The sequence below is a fragment of the Haloarchaeobius amylolyticus genome, assembly GCF_042678045.1.
Lineage (GTDB): Archaea > Halobacteriota > Halobacteria > Halobacteriales > Natrialbaceae > Natrinema > Natrinema amylolyticus_A.
Map to the genome: position 1 here is coordinate 126,175 of NZ_JBHUDI010000011.1, position 19,783 is coordinate 145,957.

Annotated in this window: 19 protein-coding genes; 9 read left to right on the forward strand and 10 right to left on the reverse strand. The window is 64.0% G+C overall.

Translation table 11 applies throughout. The features are described 5' to 3' along the window. The first annotated feature begins 49 nt into the window (after nt 1–49). Nucleotides 50–283 carry a hypothetical protein gene (locus tag ACFR99_RS16695; RefSeq protein ID WP_390289686.1) on the forward strand — a complete coding sequence of 78 codons (234 nt, stop codon included), beginning with the start codon at nt 50–52 and terminating at the stop codon, nt 281–283. Between the two features lie 101 nt (nt 284–384). Here ACFR99_RS16695 and ACFR99_RS16700 read toward each other — a convergent pair whose 3' ends face one another. After that, nucleotides 385–1,680, reverse strand: coding sequence for an amidohydrolase (locus ACFR99_RS16700; protein ID WP_390289689.1), 1,296 nt, complete (start codon nt 1,678–1,680; stop codon nt 385–387). Nucleotides 1,681–1,774: 94 nt separating this feature from the next. Here ACFR99_RS16700 and ACFR99_RS16705 point away from each other — a divergent pair, with 94 nt between their 5' ends. Both ACFR99_RS16705 and ACFR99_RS16710 read left to right on the forward strand, forming a co-directional pair. Next, nucleotides 1,775–2,467 carry a stage II sporulation protein M gene (locus ACFR99_RS16705; RefSeq protein WP_390289692.1) on the forward strand — a complete coding sequence of 231 codons (693 nt, stop codon included), beginning with the start codon at nt 1,775–1,777 and terminating at the stop codon, nt 2,465–2,467. Between the two features lie 105 nt (nt 2,468–2,572). Beyond that, nucleotides 2,573–3,436 carry a DUF4382 domain-containing protein gene (locus tag ACFR99_RS16710; protein WP_390289694.1) on the forward strand — a complete coding sequence of 288 codons (864 nt, stop codon included), beginning with the start codon at nt 2,573–2,575 and terminating at the stop codon, nt 3,434–3,436. A 105-nt stretch (nt 3,437–3,541) separates the two neighbouring features. On the opposite strand, the gene ACFR99_RS16715 is transcribed toward ACFR99_RS16710, so the two are convergent. Beyond that, a complete protein-coding gene (locus ACFR99_RS16715; RefSeq protein WP_390289697.1) occupies nt 3,542–6,145 on the reverse strand; it encodes a heavy metal translocating P-type ATPase in 2,604 nt (867 codons plus the stop codon). A 180-nt stretch (nt 6,146–6,325) separates the two neighbouring features. Next, the gene (locus ACFR99_RS16720; RefSeq protein WP_390289700.1) at nt 6,326–6,913 is read right to left on the reverse strand and encodes an AsnC family transcriptional regulator; all 588 of its coding nucleotides are present in this window, start codon (nt 6,911–6,913) and stop codon (nt 6,326–6,328) included. A 126-nt stretch (nt 6,914–7,039) separates the two neighbouring features. On the opposite strand from ACFR99_RS16720, the gene ACFR99_RS16725 reads away from it, so the two are divergent. After that, nucleotides 7,040–7,237, forward strand: a complete 198-nt coding sequence (locus ACFR99_RS16725) for a heavy-metal-associated domain-containing protein (protein WP_390289703.1) — start codon at nt 7,040–7,042, stop codon at nt 7,235–7,237. A gap of 114 nt (nt 7,238–7,351) precedes the next feature. Here the strand turns inward: ACFR99_RS16725 and ACFR99_RS16730 are convergent, their stop codons facing one another. Further along, the gene (locus ACFR99_RS16730) at nt 7,352–8,749 is read right to left on the reverse strand and encodes a permease (protein WP_390289706.1); all 1,398 of its coding nucleotides are present in this window, start codon (nt 8,747–8,749) and stop codon (nt 7,352–7,354) included. A gap of 390 nt (nt 8,750–9,139) precedes the next feature. On the opposite strand from ACFR99_RS16730, the gene ACFR99_RS16735 reads away from it, so the two are divergent. After that, on the forward strand, nt 9,140–9,511 hold the full coding sequence (locus ACFR99_RS16735; protein WP_390289709.1) for an SHOCT domain-containing protein: 372 nt from the start codon (nt 9,140–9,142) through the stop codon (nt 9,509–9,511). Between the two features lie 10 nt (nt 9,512–9,521). After that, on the forward strand, nt 9,522–9,644 hold the full coding sequence (locus ACFR99_RS16740) for a hypothetical protein (RefSeq protein ID WP_390289712.1): 123 nt from the start codon (nt 9,522–9,524) through the stop codon (nt 9,642–9,644). A 63-nt stretch (nt 9,645–9,707) separates the two neighbouring features. On the opposite strand, the gene ACFR99_RS16745 is transcribed toward ACFR99_RS16740, so the two are convergent. Continuing rightward, nucleotides 9,708–11,960: a copper-translocating P-type ATPase gene (locus tag ACFR99_RS16745; protein ID WP_390289715.1), complete on the reverse strand. Its 2,253-nt coding sequence runs from the start codon at nt 11,958–11,960 to the stop codon at nt 9,708–9,710. A gap of 132 nt (nt 11,961–12,092) precedes the next feature. On the opposite strand from ACFR99_RS16745, the gene hisG reads away from it, so the two are divergent. Beyond that, entirely contained in the window at nt 12,093–12,953 is an 861-nt protein-coding gene (gene hisG, locus ACFR99_RS16750) for an ATP phosphoribosyltransferase (RefSeq protein WP_390289718.1), read from the forward strand. Between the two features lie 27 nt (nt 12,954–12,980). On the opposite strand, the gene ACFR99_RS16755 is transcribed toward hisG, so the two are convergent. Continuing rightward, nucleotides 12,981–13,388, reverse strand: coding sequence for a DUF7344 domain-containing protein (locus ACFR99_RS16755; protein ID WP_390289721.1), 408 nt, complete (start codon nt 13,386–13,388; stop codon nt 12,981–12,983). Between the two features lie 518 nt (nt 13,389–13,906). Beyond that, nucleotides 13,907–14,467: a TATA-box-binding protein gene (locus tag ACFR99_RS16760; protein ID WP_006671604.1), complete on the reverse strand. Its 561-nt coding sequence runs from the start codon at nt 14,465–14,467 to the stop codon at nt 13,907–13,909. A 129-nt stretch (nt 14,468–14,596) separates the two neighbouring features. Between ACFR99_RS16760 and ACFR99_RS16765 the strand changes: the two genes are divergently transcribed. Beyond that, nucleotides 14,597–15,694: a methyltransferase domain-containing protein gene (locus ACFR99_RS16765; protein ID WP_390289726.1), complete on the forward strand. Its 1,098-nt coding sequence runs from the start codon at nt 14,597–14,599 to the stop codon at nt 15,692–15,694. Here the strand turns inward: ACFR99_RS16765 and ACFR99_RS16770 are convergent. The 3 genes from ACFR99_RS16770 to ACFR99_RS16780 are packed head-to-tail and all read right to left on the reverse strand — an operon-like array spanning nt 15,688 to nt 18,319. Then, nucleotides 15,688–16,125 (reverse strand): acyl-CoA thioesterase, encoded by a 438-nt coding sequence (locus ACFR99_RS16770; protein WP_390289729.1) that lies wholly within the window; start codon nt 16,123–16,125, stop codon nt 15,688–15,690. The genes ACFR99_RS16765 and ACFR99_RS16770 overlap by 7 nt on opposite strands. A gap of 49 nt (nt 16,126–16,174) precedes the next feature. Then, on the reverse strand, nt 16,175–17,182 hold the full coding sequence (locus ACFR99_RS16775) for an AAA family ATPase (RefSeq protein WP_390289731.1): 1,008 nt from the start codon (nt 17,180–17,182) through the stop codon (nt 16,175–16,177). Between the two features lie 39 nt (nt 17,183–17,221). Continuing rightward, a complete protein-coding gene (locus ACFR99_RS16780) occupies nt 17,222–18,319 on the reverse strand; it encodes a DUF7282 domain-containing protein (protein ID WP_390289734.1) in 1,098 nt (365 codons plus the stop codon). Nucleotides 18,320–18,760: 441 nt separating this feature from the next. Here ACFR99_RS16780 and ACFR99_RS16785 point away from each other — a divergent pair, with 441 nt between their 5' ends. After that, a complete protein-coding gene (locus ACFR99_RS16785) occupies nt 18,761–19,558 on the forward strand; it encodes a GIDE domain-containing protein (RefSeq protein WP_390289736.1) in 798 nt (265 codons plus the stop codon). The last annotated feature ends 225 nt before the right edge of the window (nt 19,559–19,783 follow it).

Genomic DNA, 19,783 nt, shown 5'->3' on the forward strand with positions numbered 1-19,783 from the left:
CTCGTTTTCCTCAGTATCGTTGTCGAGGGTCTCGTTTTCCTCAGTATCGTTGTCGAGGGTCTCGTTTTCCTCAGTATCGTTGTCGAGGGTCTCGTTTTCCTCAGTCGTGTTATCCTCTGCGAGCGAAAACGTGGTATCGCCGTCGACGGATGCCGCATCGGCACCGCCCGTACTCGCCGCTGCGGCCATCGGTGCGAAGACGGACGCGACCATCGCGACCGCCAGTACAAGTGCAAAGAGTCGTTTCTGTCTCATTCCGAGTAGAACATTCAGCGATCCCTGAATAAACCCTTCCGGCAGTTCGATTAGTTCGAAGACCCATTTCGACCGATAAGAATAGTTTATATCGTTTATAGACTTTTTTGAGAGTTTAACTTTCGATCATCACTCGACCCTAGCGGCCAGCGACTCGGCCGCCTCGAGCGCCCGCTGCCGAACCGCCGCTTCGTCCAGCGTCAGCACCTCGCGGTCGCGCATGAGTACCTCTCCGTCACAGACGGTGTGGCGGACGTCCGACGCCGCGGCCGCGTAGGCGAGGTGACTGACGAGGTCATGGGGCGGGGTCAGGTGCGGTTGCTCGAGGTCAATCACCGCGAAATCGGCCGGTGCGCCTTCCTCGAGCCGGCCTGACTCGACGCCGATCGCGTCGGCGCTGCCTGCCGTCAACATCTCGACGACAGCTTCGGCAGGAACCGCGCTGGCATCGTCGGCGGCGAGTTTGCCAAGCATGGCCGCGTCGCGGGCCTCGTCGAGCATCGAGAGGTCGTTGTTCGAGGCCGCGCCGTCGGTGCCAAGGCCGACGGTGACGCCCGCCTCGCGCATGCGCTGGACGGGAGCCATCCCGCTTGCCAGTTTCATGTTCGAGGCCGGGCAGTGGATCACGCCGGTGCCGGCCTCCGCGAGCAGGTCGATCTCCGTCTCGTCGACGTGGACGCCGTGGGCGACGAAGTCCTCGGGCTCGAGCATTCCCTGCTCGGCGGCGTACGCGAGCGGCCGCTGTCCGTATTCGTCGACGATCGGCGCGACCTCCTCGGTGGTCTCGTTGGCGTGGTAATGGATCGGGACCCCCGCCTCGCGCGCTTCAGGGACGAACTCCTCGAGGTACTCGTCCCCGACGGTCGTCAGCGAGTGGGGCATGAACGCCGTCGAGATCCGGCCGTCGGCCGCGCCGTCGTACTCGCGGGCGATCTCGAGACTCGTCTGGGCGTCTTCGCGGGCGACATCGCCGTCCTTGCCGACGGTGACGATCCCGTGACCCAGGCGGGCTCGGAGTCCGGCTTCCTCGACCGCGGCAGCGATCTCGGGGACGTGGAAGTACATGTCCGCGAATGCCGTGGTGCCGGCCTTGATAAGCTCGAGCAGCCCCAGTTCGGTCCCGACGCGGACGTCCTCTGGGGTCAGCTCGCCCTCGGCAGGCCAGATGTCCTCCTGGAGCCACGCGTCGAGCGGCTTGTCGTCTGCGTACCCCCGCAGGAGCGTCATCGCGACGTGGCAGTGGCCGTTGACGAATCCCGGCGTCACGAGCGAACCGGCGGCGTCGAGCGTCTCGTCGGCGTCAGCTCCGAGGTCGGAACCGAGCTCGAGGATCTCACCGGCGTCCTGATCGATCAGTACGTCCGCAGTCGTCACCGTCAGATCGGACTGGAGCACCTGCCCGTCGGTGATCGCAAGCGTCGTCATTGGATTGGGGTTCTCCTCTGGCGGCCTTAGCCTGTCGATGGACCGCGACGAGCCGAGCCACGGGGTTTATGGGTCGATTCGCCAACATGAAACTATGGACGATCGAATCCAGCGCGGACGCGATCCCACCACGAGTGGCGATCCGGCCGCGAACGGGTATCCACCGCGCGACGCACTCGCCGACGCGTGGGACGAGCACAGCCGCTACGTCGGCTTCGCCGCCGGCCTGTTCGCGGTCGGCATCGTCGTCGGAATCGCGCTGATGGTCGCCGGCTACAACTTACTCGAGATCATCCAGGACGTGGTCGGTGAGCCGCTGTTTCCCGATATCAGCGACCGGAGCCGGCTCGAACTGGCACGCTTTCTGCTCGTGAACAACAGTCGTGCGTTCCTGCTGTCGATCCTCGGGGTGCTGACGCTGGGGCTCCTGACGGCCTGGGCAATGCTGTTCAACGGGGTTATCGTCGGGAACGTCGGCGCGTTCATCGCCAGCAGCGTCGGTATCGGCTACATCCTCGTCGGCCTGCTGCCCCACGGCATCTTCGAACTCCCCGCACTCTTTATCGCCGCCGGCGTCGGCTTCCGGCTGCTCTACCGGGTCGGCCAGCGGCTTCGAGGCACGCGCGATGCGATCGTCACGAAACGCTATCTGTACCGAACCGGCCTGCTCGTGCTCGCGGGCTGGCTCCTGCTAGTCGTCGCCGCCGTCGTCGAGGCGTTCGTCACGCCCGCGTTGCTCGAGGCGTTGTTTGCCGACCGGCTCGAGTCGATGGGGTCGGCCCCCTGAACAGGCGGAACCGACACCGTTTATCCAGTTTACCGGCGGCTGAACGATCGTGAACGGATCGAATCGTCAACTCCCTTTTTCTCGAGGAGGTGACTGTGGTCGGGTATGAACAGACGCGCGATCCAACTGGTACTGGTGGCCGCCCTCGTCGCCATTGCCGGCTGTGCCGGCGGGATGGGCGGCGATCCGGGGACTGACGCGACGACTGACGACTCCTCGATGATGGACTCGAGCGACGGCACGGGAACGGCCGCGTTCTACGTCAGCGACGAACCGAACGCGATCGACGACTTCGAACACCTCAACGTGACGATCACGAAGGTCGGGTTCAAGAAGACCGGCAGCGTGACCGCCGATGCGACGAACGAAAAGGATGGAGAGGCAAACGAGACCGACGGTGAGACGAACGAAACCGACGGAGAACTCGAGTCCGACAGTGAGAGCGAGTTGAACAACGAAACCGAATCTGAGTCCGAGACGGACGGCAAGGAGTCTGAAGCGGACGAGACGGATGGCGACGGAGACGGCGCGTCCGACGAGCACTGGATCGAGCGCGACGTCAACGAAACGACGGTCGATCTCACGGAGCTGAAAGGCGCGAACGCGTCCATGATCGACGAGTTCGAACTGCCTGCCGGCGAGTACGAGACGGTCTTCATCTACGTCAGCGACACCGAGGGTGTCCTGACCGACGGGACAGAGACGCGAGTGAAACTGCCGAGCGAAAAGCTCCAGTTACACACGACGTTTACCATCGGGAACAACGAGTCGGTCGACTTCGTCTACGACATCGCGCCCCACAAGACTGGCAAGAGCGGAAAGTACATCCTCAAGCCGGTGATCAGCGAGAGCGGCACCGGCGACAAGGTCGAGATTCAGGATATCGACAAGCAGAAAGACGAGAGCGAAGCAGAGCGGGAGAACGAACAGGGACAGCAGTCCGGTGAAGAACCGCCGCAGAAGAACTGAGGAAACGAACGCGCTTCTCATAGCATCACAGCGCTGAATCGTTCGCTGCCGCCCAAGAGGGTTTTCGACCGGATCGGCAGTGCAGAAGTAGTCGACTCGAGCCGGTCAGCGCCGAAGCCACCCGAACAGTCGGTAGTCGTGGTCGGGCGTGTACCGGCGGAACAGCAGGCTGTTGGAGAGGACCGACACGGACGACAGTGCCATCGCGCCGGCCGCGAGCACCGGCTGGAGCAGCCCTAGCGAGGCAAGCGGGATCATCGCAGTGTTGTAGCCCAGCGCCCAGACGAGGTTCTGTTTGATCTTGTCGAGCGTGGCCTCCGAGATCCGGATCGCCTTCACTACGTCGAGGGGGTCGTCACGCATCAGCGTCACGTCCGCCGCCTCGATGGCCACGTCCGTCCCCGAGCCGATGGCGGTGCCGACGTACGCGACCGCGAGTGCGGGTGCGTCGTTGACGCCGTCGCCGACCATCATCGCCTTCCGACTGCCGGACTGAATGTCCTCGACCGCGTCGGCCTTGTCCTCGGGAAGGACGCCCGCACGGACGTTGTTGGGGTCGATCCCGACCTGCTCGGCGACGGCCCGTGCCGTCCGCTCGTTGTCGCCGGTGATCAGCATGACATCGAGGCCGCGGTCCTGCAGGGCTGCGACCGCGTCGGCCGAACTCTCCTTGACCGTGTCGGCGTCCGCGACCACACCCGCGACCGCGCCGTCGACTGCGACCAACATCGCGGTCTTGCCCTCGCGCTCGAGTCGTTCCATCTCGTCGGCTGCAGGCGCAGGGTCGACGTCTGCCCCCTCGAGCAGCCGGCGATTCCCGACCAGCACCTCGCGACCCTCGACGATCGCCCGGACGCCCTGTCCGGGGACGTTTTCGAACTCGTCGGGGGAAGTGAGGTCGAGGCCGCGTTCCTCGGCTCCCTCGACGATCGCCTGTGCGAGCGGGTGTTCGCTGTTGCGTTCGGCGCTGGCCGCGAGCCGGAGCACCGCGTCGCCCTCGAGCGGCGCTCGAGTCGCCACTGCGCCGCCGTCGGTCACCGGATCGCCGCCGTCAGTCGCCGCCCGATCGCCCTCGAGAGCGACCACGTCGGTCAGCGTCATTTCGCCGGTCGTCAGCGTCCCGGTCTTGTCGAAGACGACGGTGTCGACGTCCTTTGCGCGCTCCAGGACGTCACCGCCCTTGAACAGGACGCCGTTCTGTGCGCCCAGGGTGGAGCCGACCATCGTCGCGGCGGGGGTCGCCAGCCCGAGCGCACAGGGACAGGCGATCAGGACGGCCGAGGCGAAGACGACGATCGCGAACTCGAACGCCGAGATGGCGGCTGGACCGCCGCCGACGAGCCCCCACAGCGGGAGCGCACCGACGAAGCCGGCCAGCGCCTCGGGGAAGAGATACCAGATCAGGCCCCAGAACGTCGCGTTGAGGATGACCGCAGGGACGAAGTACGCCGAGATGCGATCCGCGAGGTTCTGGATCTCCGGCTGGCGCGCCTGAGCTTCCTTGACCGTCTGGACGATCCCCTGCAACGCCGTGTCCTCACCGACTTTCGTCGCCTCGACGACCAGCACGCCGTTCTCGTTGATCGTCGAGCCGATCACCTCGTCGCCGTCCTCTTTCTCGACGGGGACGGACTCGCCGGTCACCATCGACTCGTCGACCGCGGACTGGCCGTCCACGACGACGCCGTCGGTCGGGATCTTCTCGCCCGGCCGGACCTTCATGCGGTCGCCGACCGCGACGTCCTCGAGTGGCACCTCACGCTCAGTTCCATCGTCGTCGACCAGCGTGGCCGTCTCGGCCTCCATCTCGAGGAGTTTCCGCAAGGCATCGCCGGCCTGGCCCTTCGAGCGGGCCTCGAGGTAGTTACCCAGCGTGATGAACACGAGGATCATCGCGGCGGTGTCGAAGTAGAGGTTCCCCGCGAGCAGACCAAGCAGGACGATCAGGCTGTAAATGTAGGCCGTCGACGAGCCCAGCGCGATCAGCACGTCCATGTTGGCGGTCCGGTTTTTTACGATCGCGGTATACGAGTTCGCGAGGAACTCGCGGCCGAGGACGATGTAGACCGGCGTTGCGAGCAGGAACTCGACCCAGCCGAAGCTCACGCCGAAGACCGTCTCGGGCAGCAGTTCCCCGCCGAGCAGGAACCGGTTCGCGAGGAAGAACAGGAACGGGGCCGAGAGGACGGCACCGAAGAGGGTCAGCCGAAGCTGCTTGCGGATCTCGGCCTGTCGCGCCGCGTCGCGGCGCTCCTGATCCGACTGCCCTTCGCTGTCGCCGCCGTCCTCCTCGCGGACGGGCATGTAGCCTGCGTTCTCGATGGCCGCGTAGAGATCCTCGAGCGAGGCGTCGACGGGGTTGTACTCGACCTGGGCCTCGTCGGTCGCGTAGTTGACCTCCACGTCGATGACGCCGGGGACGGACTCGAGTGCCGTCTCGTTGGCCTCGGCGCAGTTCGCACAGCTCATGTCGGTGATGCCGATCGACCGGCTGGCACGCTCGGCGTGGTAGCCGGCGTCGTCGATCGTCTCGTAGATGTCGGCGAGCGACACCTGTTCGGGGTCGTATTCGACGGTTCCCTCGTCGGTGGCGAAGTTGATACTCGCCTCGTGTACGCCGTCTGTGGACTCCAGGGCATTGTTGATCGATTGCGAACAGTTCGCACAACTCATGCCCCGGATGTCCAGGTGTGCGGTCCGGGTACTCATTGATAACCACTAGGGGGTGGTGACTTACCCTCTTTACTGGTCAGAACGCAAAGTTTCGGGCCGTGATTTCTTTCGAGTCGTAACTCATACTGCCGGACAGAACGACGTGACGCCGGTCGCGACTTCGGGGCCGTCACCTGGGGACGGCCGCACGCATGCGACCGGCTTCGTCGAGGGGTATTACGCGTCCGCCTCGAGCCGATCGTACCGCTCTTCGAACCGGCCTCGACAGGACGGACAACAGAAGTGATACACCTCACCGTCGATGCGGGTCGACTCGCCCTCGCTGTCGACGGTGTTGCCACACTCCGCGCAGGTGAGCGCGAACGCGGTGCCGTCCAGCGACGGCGTCCATTCGGCGTCGTCGATCAGCGTTACGTCGTAGTCGACGCCGTCGACCGGAAACAGTCCCTCGAGCCACTCGTGGACTCGCTGGAGCTGTGCGCGCGCGTAGAACCAGCAGTCGCCGTCGGCGGTGACGAACACGTGTTCGACCGCGTCGGCGTCGACGAGCGCTGCCTTGCACTCACCGACGGCACCTGGGGGAACGGTCGCCCGGATGAACACCGGGACACCCGCCCGAAGCTGTGACTGGTCGACGTCGACGGTGAAGCCGTTGATGACACCCGCCTCCTCGAGGCGCTCGACGCGGTCGGAGACGGCAGGTCCGGAGAGGCCGACCACGTCAGCGATCTCGCTGTAGGGTCGGCGCGCGTTCTCGGTCAGCAATCGCAGAATCTCCATGTCGGTTTCGTCGAGGTCACGCATACCACCGGTTGGGGCTCGAGAGCGAAGAGCGTGACGACCGCTACTTTGGGATCGAAAGTTTCGGGTAGATTCTACTACGGATCCAAATTAGTAATGTACAAAGATAGGTCAACCGTACACGAACGTATGCATCAGACGATCACCGTCGAGGGACTGTCCTGTGAACACTGCGAACAGAGCGTCGAAGAGGCCCTCGAGGACGTTCAGGGCGTGCAGTCGGTCGCCGTCGATCGGGAGGCAGCGCAGGCAACTGTCGAGGGCGACGCAGAGATCACCGCTCTCATCGACGCGGTCGAGGCGGCCGGCTACGACGCGTCGGCGTAGGCGCGGTCTCGAGGTTGGCGACCGACGTACTCGTTTTTCAGCGGTATAGGAGCTCTCGTCCCGCGCACCCGCGACCATCCAGGGTGTGCCGGCACTGGCTGACAGCCGTCCGTCTCAGTGATGCTCGTGTGACTGGTCGATATCCGAAATGCGCGGTGGGGTGTCCGCGAACTCGGCAGGTGCGTCCTCGAACGCGCGTTTACAGGTGCCCGAACAGAAGTAGTAGGTCTCGCCGTCGTGTGTGGCGCTCGGACCGTCGTCATCGGTACGCATCCCACACACCGGATCGCGGTACTGCCCGGGTGCGCCGAGCCCGCGGCGGTAGACGTACAGGAGAACGCCGGAGAGCCCGAACGCGACGAGGTTGAGATAGAAGGTGTAGTCGACCGCGAAGTACGTCTGCTCGGTCGCCGTCTCGCCGCCGGCCAGATTCGGGATGATTCCGAGCGCGTCGAAGAGCAACTCCATGAGAAACCCGGTGAAGGCCATCGTCACGAAGAAGACGCCGAGGATGTAGAGCATGACCGCCCAGCCGTAGTACTTCCGGTAGACGTTCAACACCGGAATCGTGATGAGATCGGCGTAGACGAACGCGATGACGCCGGCGAAGCTAATGCCGCCGCCCCAGAGCGCGACGGCGAACGGGACGTTTCCCATGCTCCCGACGAAACTGATGACGGCGATCGTGACGCCCATGATCGCGTTTTCGGCGGTGACCAGGAGACTATCGCCCTCGAGAAACAGCGCGTTCCAGATCCACTGGGGGACGAACACGATCACGAACCCCGAGATGAGAAAGCCAGCGACGACGTCCGTCCAGATCATCGACCACTCTTTGCGGTACTGGTTCCCGAGTTTGTACCAGCCACCCCATGAGCGGAGGTCGTCGTTCCACGTGCCGCTGCCCGCTGTCTGCTGTCGATAGGTCTCTCGGCAACCCTCAGAACAGAACTGCAGCGTCTCGCCGCCGTCAGTGATGATCGTGTGTTCGTCAGAGCCCTCCATCCCACACGTCGGGTCCACCATGGCGCTGTGGTCGTGCTCGCGCCGTGTGAGTTCCGCACGAACGTCGTCGAACAGCGTCTCCGGGAGCGTCAGCCGGACGATGAGCGCCATGACTGCGATAAGGACGAGCCCACCGAGCAGTTCCGCGACGAGGAACTCCCAGCCCAGCAGGATCAGGATCATCAGGCCGAGCTCGACGATGAGGTTCGTCGAGGCGAACATGAACGCGAGGATATTCACCGCGTGTGCGCCTTTCGCGAACAGTCCCTTGCCGATAGCGACCGCGCCGAAGCTACACCCGCTACTTGCCGTGCCGAACGCCGTCGCCATCGCGAGACTCGAGAGGTCGTCGTCCCCGAGTACCCGCGCCATTCGCTCCTTCGAGACGTACACCTGCACGAGGCTCGTAATCGTGAGCCCCATGATGATCGCCCAGGCTGCCGTCCAGAGGAACCCGAGCCCGATCCGGAGTGACTCGAAAACCCCCTCGAGGAGCGTCGGCTCCATACGTAGTCTAACGGCGAGCGTGGCTATTGCGATTGTTCTTCAGAAAACTGTGTCAGCCCCATCGCAAAGCATTAACTCGAAAGTAGACGGGCACCCAGGCATCGGATAGGAGTGGAATAACGCGACCGACGGCACAGCGCGTCGGGACGACATCGATTGTGGCGTCCGAGACGTGAGGGAACGCGGTGGCAGTTGCCGGACTGACGCCGACGAACTGGCGGTATACGGCACGCACTACCGACTGCGTAGATTCGGTCGTCGTCGCAGTTCGTGATGGACGGACCGCCACAGTGATTGTGGACGGACATTGGATTCGAAGGGAGAACTGCATTGAGTCGGGACGCCGTCAGTTTACATGGGGACGGGACGCTCCGTCGCCGGTGAATGAACATGGCAACAGACACACACGACACGCGACTCGTCACGATCGCCCTCATAGCCATCGGCGTCCTCGTCCTGCTACCAACAGTCTTCATGGGGTTCGGAATGATGGGCTTCGGGCCGATGATGGGCGGCATGTGGGGCCACGGAACATGGGGTGGCGGCACGGCACCCGGCTGGCTACCCCTCGTCGGCGTCCTGATGCAACTGCTGTTCGTCGCCGCCATCATCGGTGCCGGCTATCTCCTCTACCGGACGATCGCGGGGTCGGACGGCGACTCGGACCGGGCGCTCGAGGAACTGCGCCTCGCGTACGCCCGCGGCGAGGTAAGCGACGAGGAGTACGAGCAGCGCCGGGAGGCGCTCGAGCGGGACCGATAACAAAACGACGATGACACGCGGTCCGACTGCGGTCGCCGATCCCGATTGGCGGCCGTTTCCGCGGATTCTCGAGCAGGCGCTGGCTGTGGATCGGCTGTTTCCAGCGGTGTTTCTGGCCGGCGACCGACAATAAAAATTGTGCCGCGAGTTCAGAGTTGGACTGTGGCTCGCCGGGCGCCCGGCGTGGTGGGACCAATTAATCAGCCGGTCGCGACTCGGCCGGCGCGGTGACGCCCGGCAGGTCAGGCACCGAGAGATCGACCCGCCGGAGGAACTGCGCGTTGATCGCGACGATCACCGTACTGAGCGACATCAGCAGCGCGCCGACGGCTGGCGAGAGGAGGATTCCAATGGGTGCGAGGACCCCGGCCGCCAGCGGGAGTGCGAAGACGTTGTAGCCCGCCGCCCAGACGAGGTTCTCTTGCATCTTCCGGTAGCTTGCGCGACTCAGCGTCACGAGTCGAACCACGTCCATCGGGTTGTTCTGCACGAGGATGATGTCCGCCGACTGGACGGCGACGTCAGTTCCGCTCCCGATCGCGATGCCGATGTCGGCTCTCGTGAGTGCCGGTGCGTCGTTGACACCGTCGCCGACCATCGCGACCAACCTGCCCTGTTCCTGTAACTCGGTTATCTTCTCGTCTTTGTCCTCGGGCAATACCTCGGCGAAGACCGTATCGATCCCGAGGTCGGCCGCGACCGCGCGAGCGACGTCTTCGGAATCGCCGGTCAGCATCGCCACCTCGAGTCCCAACTCGTGAAGCGCGTCGACGACCCGGTAGCTCTCCTCGCGGATCACGTCCGCGAGCGCGAACGCGGCGACTGGTCTCTCGTCGCGGAGGAGGTAGACAACCGTCCGTGCGTTCTTACCGGCCCGCTCGGCGAACCGCTCGAGTTCGATGGGGACCTCGCCCTCGAGGTCCGAGAGGAGATTCGGGCCGCCGACGTGAATCCGCTCGCCATCGACGGTCGCGCGAACGCCCTTGCCCTTCAGCGCCTCGAAGTCGGAGGCAGTCCGTCGGTCGACGCCGCGTTCGTCGGCAGCGTTGCGGATTGCTCGAGCGATCATGTGTTCCGAGTCGCCCTCCACGGTCGCCGCGAGCTCGAGGGCGTCCGGTTCGGAGACGCCGTCGACGGTCGCGATATCGACGACGCCCTGCTCGCCCTCGGTGAGCGTGCCGGTCTTGTCGAAGACGACGGTGTCGAGGTCGCGAGCCTGCTCCATAGCGATCCGATCCCGAACGAGCATCCCGTTGCGCGCGGCCAGCGAGGTGTTGATCGCGACGACCAGCGGAATCGCCAGCCCGAGGGCGTGCGGACAGGCGATGACGAGGACGGTGACGACCCGCTCGATCACCGCCGAATCGAAGCCCGTCGCGACTGTCCACGCGATGGCCGTAACGACGGCCGCGCCGAGGGCGACGTAGAACAGCCAGCCCGCAGCGCGATCGGCGAGCGCCTGCGTTCGTGATTCGCTCTCCTGGGCCTCCTCGACGAGGCGCATGATGCCGGCCAACGTCGTCTCTTCGCCGGTCGCGCTGATCCGTACCCGAAGGCTGCCGTCGCCGTTGACCGTCCCGCCGATCACCTCGTCGCCGGGGTCCTTCGAAACCGGCGTCGACTCGCCGGTGATCATCGACTCGTCGACGTCCGAGTCGCCCTCCTCGATAACACCGTCAGCTGGCACGCTCGCGCCGGGTCTGACGAGCACGAGATCCCCCTCCGCGAGGTCGGTCGCCGGAACCTCCTCGACATCCCCATCATTGGTGATCCGCTCGGCAGTGTCGGGCATGAGCTTCGCCAGTTCGTCCAGCGCGCTCGAGGCCCGCCGGATGCTGCGCATCTCGATCCAGTGGCCCAGCAGCATGATGTCGATCAGCGTGACGAGTTCCCAGAAGAAGGCCGACTGAGTCGGCACGACGATGCTGGCGAGGCTGTAGCCGAACGCGACGGTGATCGCCATCGAAATGAGCGTCATCATCCCGGGCGCGCGCTCGCGCAGTTCCGGCACGGCCATCCGGAGGAAGGGAACACCACCGTAGGCGAAGACGATCACCGCGAAGACGGGGGAGAGCCACTCGCTGCCGGGGAACGCCGGGACCGAAAAGCCGAGCCACGCCTGCAGCGTCTCGCTGTACAGGAGGACGGGTATCGAGAGCAGCGTCGAGATGACGAACCGCCGCCGAAACATCGTTTCGTGGCCAGCGTGCATGCCGCCACCATGGTCATGGCCGCCACCGTGACCATCGTGACCGTCGCCAGCGGCGTGCCCGCTGTGGTCCGTCCTATGTTCCTGTCGGTCGCGAATCGCCTCCCGGCCCCGCTCGGGGTCGTCGGCCTCGTCCTCAAGGAGCGACCGCTCGACCTGGTCCGACTGCTCGTGGTCGCCATGACTGTCGGTATCGGCGGACTCTGGGTGCGCTTCGGTTCGGCGGTCGTGGTCGTCCATCGACGGTCTTGTTCGGCCGATACGACGTCACACGTCAAGGAAGTAGGGCAGGCTTCTTCCGGGCACGAAGCCAAGCGCGACCGTTTGCCCGGATGAAAAGACAATTCCCCACCGCGATTCAACACTGGTCATATGCGAATCGCCGTTCCCAACAAGGGCCGCCTGCACGAGCCGACGATCGACCTTCTCGAGCGGGCGGGGCTCCATCTCGAGAACGGAGCCGACCGGAAACTCTACGCCGATACGGTCGATCCCGACGTCACCGTGTTGTTCGCCCGTGCGGCCGACATCCCGGAGTACGTCGCCGACGGCGCGGCCGACCTGGGTATCACCGGCTTCGATCAGGTCTGTGAGGCCCGCGTGGACAACGTCGAAGAGTTGCTCGACCTCGAGTTCGGGCGCTGCCGGCTCGTTCTCGCAGCGCCCGAAGACGGGGACATCGAGTCCGTCGACGATCTGGCGGGTAAGATCGTCGCCACCGAGTTCCCGAACATCACCGCCGATTTCTTCGCCGACACCGGCGTCGAACCCGAGATCGTCGAGGTCTCGGGCGCGACGGAGCTTACCCCGCACGTCGAGATGGCCGACGCCATCGTCGACATTACGAGCACCGGCACCACGCTGAAAATGAATCGACTGGCCGTCGTCGACGAGGTCCTCTCGAGTTCGGTGCGGCTGTTCGGCCGCGACGACGTCCTCGATGAACCGAAAGTCGGGGAGGTCAGGACTGCGCTGTCCTCGGTCAAACACGCCGAGGGCAAGCGCTACCTGATGATGAACGTGCCGCGGGATCGACTCGACGACGTCCGTGACGTCATCCCTGGCCTTGGCGGACCGACGGTCATGGATATCGCCGACGAAACGGACGCGGACGGGAAGGTCGCGGTACACGCCGTCGTCAACGAGACGGACGTCTTCGAGACGATTACGGAGGTCAAAGCGGCCGGCGCGAGCGATATTTTGGTGACCGAGATCGAGCGGCTCGTCGAGTAATCACGGGCGAGCGCGGCGCGGATTGTTTTATGCGACCGACTGCTCGAGCGACTCGGATTCGAGCAGGGATTCGAACGCCGAGACGTTTACCGCTGGCCCGACGAGGCTTTGCGCCCGGTCGTAGCGCACGACGTCGTGTTCCTCGAGCAGCGGCAGATGCGTCCGACACAGCGAGACGTGGATCCGCTGGCGGAGCTGGTGGATCGGCGTCCCGACCGTGGGATCGTATTCGGCGTCGGCGAGTTGAGCGACGAGCCGCTGGACCGAAATCAGGTCGTCGGCCGCAAGCACGCAGCGAAGCACCCCACGCCGACGGTCGTTGTCGACGATACGGTCGATCGTCTCGCGTGGGAGCGAACGACGATCGATCACGCCGTCGTTACCGAGGTGAAATCGATCCGAAACGGCGAGCGATCGATCAGAGTGGATCGTCATGGGCACGTGAGAGTCAGCGACGAGATACCGGATAAACGGAGTCGGTCGTTTCGATGAATGTGGTCCGATTCAGGCGAGTCAGCCGTTCTCCGGCCGGAATGAACGATCGGTAATCCGACTAAAGCGACGATTATTCATATGATTAGTGCTGAATCCGACAAGAACGGTACTCGAATACGATCACGAGTAGCAGTACGTCATCACTCTCGATTGGTAGCAAAACGAGAGGTTACCGGGACGAGATCGACGACAGTCGAGTACCGGCGATCCGTCGCTGACTCTGTCGAATGCGGGCCAGAAAGGTTCGATCGCGTCCGTCGCTTCTTGGGCCGGCGACGGTGGCTCGCGTGTGACCGGGAGCAGCACCGTCGTGGCCGGCAGTATGAACGGACTGCGCTGGTGGCGTCGACTCGAGCGAACCCGATCCGGACGAGGTTGTACGGTCTGCTGTCACGAGTGACCGGCGAGACCGCGGGACTGCTCGCGGTCGCGCTGGCACTGACGAAGGGGAGTCCGTGTTACTCGAGCAGCCCCAGATCCTCGAGCCGGGAGACGATCTTGTCGACGGCGTGTTCGGCGTCTTCGGGCTTTTTCCCGCCGGTGATGACGAGTTTGCCCGATCCGAACAGCAAGGCGACGACTTCGGGTTCATCGAGGCGGTAGACGAGCCCCGGGAACTGCTCGGGTTCGTACTCGATGTTCTCGAGGCCGAGCCCGATCGCGATCGCGTTCAGGTTGAGGTTACGACCCAGGTCGGCCGAGGTAACGATGTTCTGGACGACGATTTCGGGGTCTTCGTTGACCTGAATCTGGAGTTCACGAAGCTTGTCGAAGACGATCCGCAGGCTCTCGTGGACGTCGTCGGTGCTTTTCGCGCCGGTACAGACGATCTTCCCCGACCGGAAGATCAACGCGGCGGATTTGGGATTCTGAGTTCGGTAGACGAGACCGGGGAACTGCTCGGGGTCATAATCGGCACCCTCGAGGTCCATTGCAACGCTCTGGAGGTCGAGTTCCTGTCCAATACCGGTCGACGCCACCACGTTTTCGATGTTGATGGTGTCCTTCGGATCCGTCATTAGTCGCTTAAAAAGACGTATTTAAGGTTTATAAAGGTTGGTGCCGCCACCTGATATATCCGGTATATATGATTGGCATCGAGCCGGGAAAACGGCAGCCTCATAGGTGCGGGCGGGCCACCATCGACCGTGTACCTGCTCGAGTTAGGCGGCGAGGACGATGCGTTCGCGGCCCGCGAAGCGGCGAGCGCCGCGGCAGGCGTCGACCGGATCGCACCCGGCCTCGCCGTCGCCGACGCGGTCGTCCCCGAGCGCATCCGCGGACTCGCCTACACCCATCGTGCTAGCGACCTCGTCGGCCGGGGCGACGCCGATCTCGCAAGTGCCCGCGCCGTGCTCGAGGCCGCCCCGATCGAGCGGAAGGGAACGGTCGCGGTGCGAGCGACCGACATCCACGGCTCGAGCGGTGTGAGTACCGAGCGCGCGGAACGCGAGCTGGGGCAAATCCTGGTTAATCGCGGGTTCACAGTGGATCTCGACGACCCCGACCACCTCCTGCGGGCCGTCTTTTCCGCGGGGACGCTCGAGGAGAGCGACGACGGTGGCGTCCGCGAGTCGCTCGAGGACGACGGCGACGCCTCCGCAGGCGAGACGGTCTCCGTCTGTGCACTTGGTTGGCTCACGGCCGAGAGCGTCCGCGACTTCGGGTCCCGCGCACCCACGGACAAGCCCTTCTTCCAGCCTGGCAGTATGGATCCGCTGCTCGCACGCGCCGTCGCGAACATCGCCGGTGCGCGGCCGGGGACGACGATCCTCGATCCGATGTGTGGTACCGGTGGCGTCCTCGTCGAGGCCGGACTCGTCGGCGCGGACGTGATCGGTACCGACGCACAGGCGAAGATGGCCGACGGCGCGCGGACGAACTTACGGCACTTCCTCGCACGCGACGAGCCCTCGCCGACCGGCAGCGACCGCGGAACGTGGCACGTCGGCCGCGGCGACGCGACTCGACTCCCGCTCGCCGACGACGCGGTCGACTTCGTCGTCTTCGACGCTCCCTACGGCCGCCAGTCGAAGATCGACACCCATCGGCTCGAGGACCTCGTCGCGGGTGCGCTCAGCGAGGCTCGGCGGGTAGCCTCACGGGCAGTCGTGGTCGCCGATCGGTCGTGGGCAGGCGAGGCCCGGGCGGCCGGCTGGGAGATCGAGTCGGTCTTCGACCGCCGTGTGCATCGATCGCTGACGCGGTACGTTATGGTGCTCGAAGAGGGGGAGAGCCGTCAGTAATCGGCCTCGAGCGCTCGCTGACGGAGCCGTTCCCCTTCGTCCGTTTCGACACTGAGATCGGGAACCGGAACCGGCGAGCCGTCCTCGTCGATCGCCACGAATGTAAACGACGACTCGGTCGTCTTTTCGGTCTCGCCGGTGAGCGGATTCTCGCGTCGGGCCTGCAACGCGACGTGGACGCTCGTTTTCCCCGCATCGTAGACGTAGGCCTCGACCAGCGCCGTGTCGCCGATCTGGATCGGGCGTTCGAACGCGAGGCTGTTGACCTGGGCAGTGACGCAGGTCTCGCCGGCGAATCGCATCGCTGCCATGCCGGCGACCTCGTCGAGCCACTTCATCAGGGTGCCGCCGTGGAGCGTCCCGTAGCTGTTCGCGTGGTTTGGCTGCACGGGAAAGCGGTTCTCGATATGCGTCTCACGAACCGTTGGCATACAACGTGTCCACCCACAGCGCGGAGAAAGGTGCTTCGGTCACGCTGTCCTAATCGGCATCGCGACCCAGTTCGGCCAACAGGTGTGAGACGTGAATCCGGTCGCTGGTTCCTTCGTGGAGTTCGAACTCGACATCGGCGGCGAGCCGGTGAATCCGGGCTAACTCTGCGCCCTGATAGCGCTTGCGGGCCACGCTGAGGATCGACTCGAGCACCTCGGTGCCGTCGAGCCCCTCGTCGACGAGCAGGTCGTCGAGCGTCGACCGGGCATCGGTGAACTGGCCAGCCTCGGCGTCGTCGAGCATCGACTCGATCTCGTCCTCGAGGCCGACCTCGCCGAGCGTCTCGTAGGCCGCGCTCATCGTGAGTTCGCCCGCGTCCTCGACAGTCGTCTGGGCTGCCAGGATCGCCTGCCGGAGGTTGCCGTCCGCGTAGCCGGCAACGAACTCGAGGCCGTCGGCGTCGTACTCGACGCCTTCGCGCTCGACGATCCGCTCGAGGACGGTCACGATCTCTCCGCTGGTCGGCGACGGGAACGAGACGGGGAAACACCGCGAGCGGATCGGCGGAATGAGCTTGGTGGGCTGGCGGGTCGCGATGATAAACTGGGTCGTCCGGTGGTGTTGTTCCATAATCCGGCGCAACGCCTGCTGGAAGTCTTCGCGGACGTTCTCGGCGTTGTCGAGCAAGATCGTGGTGTACCCACCTGAGACGGGTGCATAGCTCGCGGATTCTTTGAGGACGTGGTTGATCATGTCCCGTTTCGACATCGACGAGCGGCCGACGAGGAAGTGCTCGAACCGCGGGTCGTTCTTGATCTCGGTTTTGGTCCGGCCGAAGAAGTCGGCGACGTTGATCTCGACGAAGTCGTTGTCCGGATCGTCGTGGGCCTCGCGGGCCAGTGCGCGCGCTGCGGCCGTCTTCCCGCTGCCCGGCGGACCCTGCAAGAGGAGGTTGATCGGCTCTGCGACGGCCCGTTCGAGGTACTCGCGGGCGTCGTCCTGTGGCAACTCGGCCAGCTCCGGGGCGTGGGTTTCGGTCCACAGCGGCGCGTCCATCGCCAGCGGCTAGGATCGGGGCGGGTAAGAATCGGTCGGTTACTCGTCACCGTCGTCGGACTCGTCGGCGACGGCGCCGAACGTGAACAACGTCTGTATCGACTCGCCCTCGAACTCGATCGGCGACGCCGACTCGACGTCACCGGGATCGCCCGCGTAGAGGGTCGCCGTCAGTTCGTCGTCCGCGTCGAACGAGACGTCGTCGTCTACGTCGACGGTGACGTTGTCGTGCTCGCCGGGCTCGAGTCGCTCGCTCGTCCCAACGACTGACCCATCCCGCTCGAGTGCGACGAACCCCTCCTCTGGAATCGCCGTGGTGACGGTCACGCTCTCGTTGCTCGCGGCCTCGACTGCGACGCTCGGCTCGGTGTGGAACTCGAGGTCGATCCGACTGAGTTCGCCGTCGTCGTCGGTGTAGACGCCGATCGACTGGTTGCCGGGTGGCGCGCCGTTGGTCTCCGTCTCGAAGGTCACGTTCCTGACTTCGCCGGGCTCGAGTTCGAACACCTGACGGGCGAAGACCGCCCCGTCGATTCGGACCTCGACGGGCTGTTGGGACTGGAACTCGGTCGGGTTGCGGATCCGGGCGCTCACCGAGATCGTCTCGTTGGTTGTCGCTGACGACGGTACGTCGCTCGATTCGACGACGAACGAGTTGCTGCCCGCGCTGTCACCGCTCAACACCGTCGCGGTGTCGCTAACCGGGAACCCGTCCTCGAGATAGGGCTGGTCTTCTTCGCCGTCAGTGGCCTCGTAGGCGTATCCTTCCTGGTTGGACGTGTCCTGATGGACCGTCGCGGTGAGCTGCCCGACGAGTTCGCGGGACGCGTCGTCCTCGCGCTCGATGGTCACGTTCTCGTGGGTGCCGGACTCGAGTCGGTCGGAGACGGCAAGCGGCTCGTCACCGCCGTCGGTGATGACGACGTAGCCGCCGTCCGAGAGGGTCACCTCCTGGATCGTGACGCTGGTGCCGTTGCCCCGCTGGTCGTCGAACGTGATCGACGCCTCTGGTGGTTCCTCGACGCCGAAGATGGCGGGTGCCTGCCCGACGAGGATACCGGCAGCGATGACGATCGCGATCGCGATCAGGATCGCGCCGATCCGCTTGAGCGTGCCGAACGTCACTCTCGAGCTCATTGGGGGTGTCGTCGTCTCGGTGTTCGGGTTCGACGAACGTAAAACGCGCTGACTGTTCGCAAGACGGTAACACAGTTCAAGGGGTACGACACGGACGGGCCGTCGGCCGGTAAGCGCAGCCGGCAGCTTGGTTGTCACTGCCTACCACGAGAACGTATCGAACCTTTGTTATGATCGGAGTGAGGCGAGTGATTGGCGGGTTGCGTGCCGGACATCGCGTCCGAAAGAGGTGTGACTCTTGCCAGAGACCGCTATACGTCAGGTGTGTACTTTTCTCTGACAGCCTCGAGGAAAGACTCCAATACGGGGGGTCCATAGTTCGTCTTCTCCTCGGCCGAACGCGACGCAGATCGATCTGCGCCGCCGACATGTAGTGGCGTACGTGAACGAATCCACACCTCGCCGAATGTTTTTTTGTCCAAGCATTAGACGACATTGATAATGTATTCTGGACCGATCGCGACGATCATCCATCTCACTGCTGGGGTGTTTGGGATCGGATTTCTCTGGCAGGCAGGTATTTTATTCCGCCAACGGATTATGATGACTAATCCCGATGCACAACAGATTCAGGATATCACCGACGGCGATACTGTCGCTCTTGAGGGGACGGTCCAAGCAAAACAGGACGAGACCGGTGGCCTCAGGACAACCACAGCACCACTGAGTGGTGAAACGTGCGTCCTTGCGACTTGGCGCGTTGAGGAGTTCTTCGGACATGAGTTCGGTCAAAACAGTGGCTGGACCGAGCAAGCAGAGAATTATGTCACGACACCGTTCGAACTCACCGATGGGAGTGGTGCAATTACAATCGACATCCGCGGGGAACAACAATTCCTCGAGACCGAATTCAATCTCTCGGGACTCGAGTCCCCGCAGGAAACGGTTGCCGTTGAAGAAGATGTCCCACCGGAGATTCAGCAGTTCGAGGAGACTCACGATATCCCTGAGCGAACACCGGCATATCCGAAAGTACCGAGTACCGAGTCCGGACCGACGCAGGCTGATCGTCGGTACTACGAAGCCACGGTCACAACTGGTGATTCGCTATTTGTTGTTGGAACTGCAACAGACACCGACGGAGAGACTGAGTACGTTGTGAGGGACAGTACCGGTCGACGGTTCTACATTTCAGACAAAGGGCGCAACGGCGCAGCCAGAGAACGTGCCGGAGCGGCAGTGCTCTTTGTTGGTGTCGGACTTCTACTACTTTGGTATACTCTGCAGCCACTGCTCTAAATTACAACCATGTCCACGCTACCGCTACTCCTGGGAGGAACAATCCCGCCCACCCTCATCATCGGTGTGGTGTTCGTACTGACGGGTCTCGTCTTCGCCATCAAGCCCGAGTTGAGTCTCCCAGTAAATGAAGATGCAGGACCGATCGCGAACGCCGCGCCCCTTTGGGGCCGTATCGTGGCCATATTGTGCCTCCTGCTGGGCGGGTTGTTTAGTTGGATTGGC

Excerpts from the sequence above, each read along its gene's own strand:
- ACFR99_RS16700 (WP_390289689.1), bottom strand. The coding sequence starts at position 1,680 with ATGACGACGCTTGCGATCACCGACGGGCAGGTGCTCCAGTCCGATCTG.
- ACFR99_RS16705 (WP_390289692.1), top strand. The coding sequence starts at position 1,775 with ATGGACGATCGAATCCAGCGCGGACGCGATCCCACCACGAGTGGCGAT.
- ACFR99_RS16710 (WP_390289694.1), top strand. The coding sequence starts at position 2,573 with ATGAACAGACGCGCGATCCAACTGGTACTGGTGGCCGCCCTCGTCGCC.
- ACFR99_RS16715 (WP_390289697.1), bottom strand. The coding sequence starts at position 6,145 with ATGAGTACCCGGACCGCACACCTGGACATCCGGGGCATGAGTTGTGCG.
- ACFR99_RS16720 (WP_390289700.1), bottom strand. The coding sequence starts at position 6,913 with ATGCGTGACCTCGACGAAACCGACATGGAGATTCTGCGATTGCTGACC.
- ACFR99_RS16725 (WP_390289703.1), top strand. The coding sequence starts at position 7,040 with ATGCATCAGACGATCACCGTCGAGGGACTGTCCTGTGAACACTGCGAA.
- ACFR99_RS16730 (WP_390289706.1), bottom strand. The coding sequence starts at position 8,749 with ATGGAGCCGACGCTCCTCGAGGGGGTTTTCGAGTCACTCCGGATCGGG.
- ACFR99_RS16735 (WP_390289709.1), top strand. The coding sequence starts at position 9,140 with ATGGCAACAGACACACACGACACGCGACTCGTCACGATCGCCCTCATA.
- ACFR99_RS16740 (WP_390289712.1), top strand. The coding sequence starts at position 9,522 with ATGACACGCGGTCCGACTGCGGTCGCCGATCCCGATTGGCGGCCGTTT.
- ACFR99_RS16745 (WP_390289715.1), bottom strand. The coding sequence starts at position 11,960 with ATGGACGACCACGACCGCCGAACCGAAGCGCACCCAGAGTCCGCCGAT.
- hisG (WP_390289718.1), top strand. The coding sequence starts at position 12,093 with ATGCGAATCGCCGTTCCCAACAAGGGCCGCCTGCACGAGCCGACGATC.
- ACFR99_RS16755 (WP_390289721.1), bottom strand. The coding sequence starts at position 13,388 with ATGACGATCCACTCTGATCGATCGCTCGCCGTTTCGGATCGATTTCAC.
- ACFR99_RS16760 (WP_006671604.1), bottom strand. The coding sequence starts at position 14,467 with ATGACGGATCCGAAGGACACCATCAACATCGAAAACGTGGTGGCGTCG.
- ACFR99_RS16770 (WP_390289729.1), bottom strand. The coding sequence starts at position 16,125 with ATGCCAACGGTTCGTGAGACGCATATCGAGAACCGCTTTCCCGTGCAG.
- ACFR99_RS16775 (WP_390289731.1), bottom strand. The coding sequence starts at position 17,182 with ATGGACGCGCCGCTGTGGACCGAAACCCACGCCCCGGAGCTGGCCGAG.
- ACFR99_RS16780 (WP_390289734.1), bottom strand. The coding sequence starts at position 18,319 with ATGAGCTCGAGAGTGACGTTCGGCACGCTCAAGCGGATCGGCGCGATC.
- ACFR99_RS16785 (WP_390289736.1), top strand. The coding sequence starts at position 18,761 with ATGTATTCTGGACCGATCGCGACGATCATCCATCTCACTGCTGGGGTG.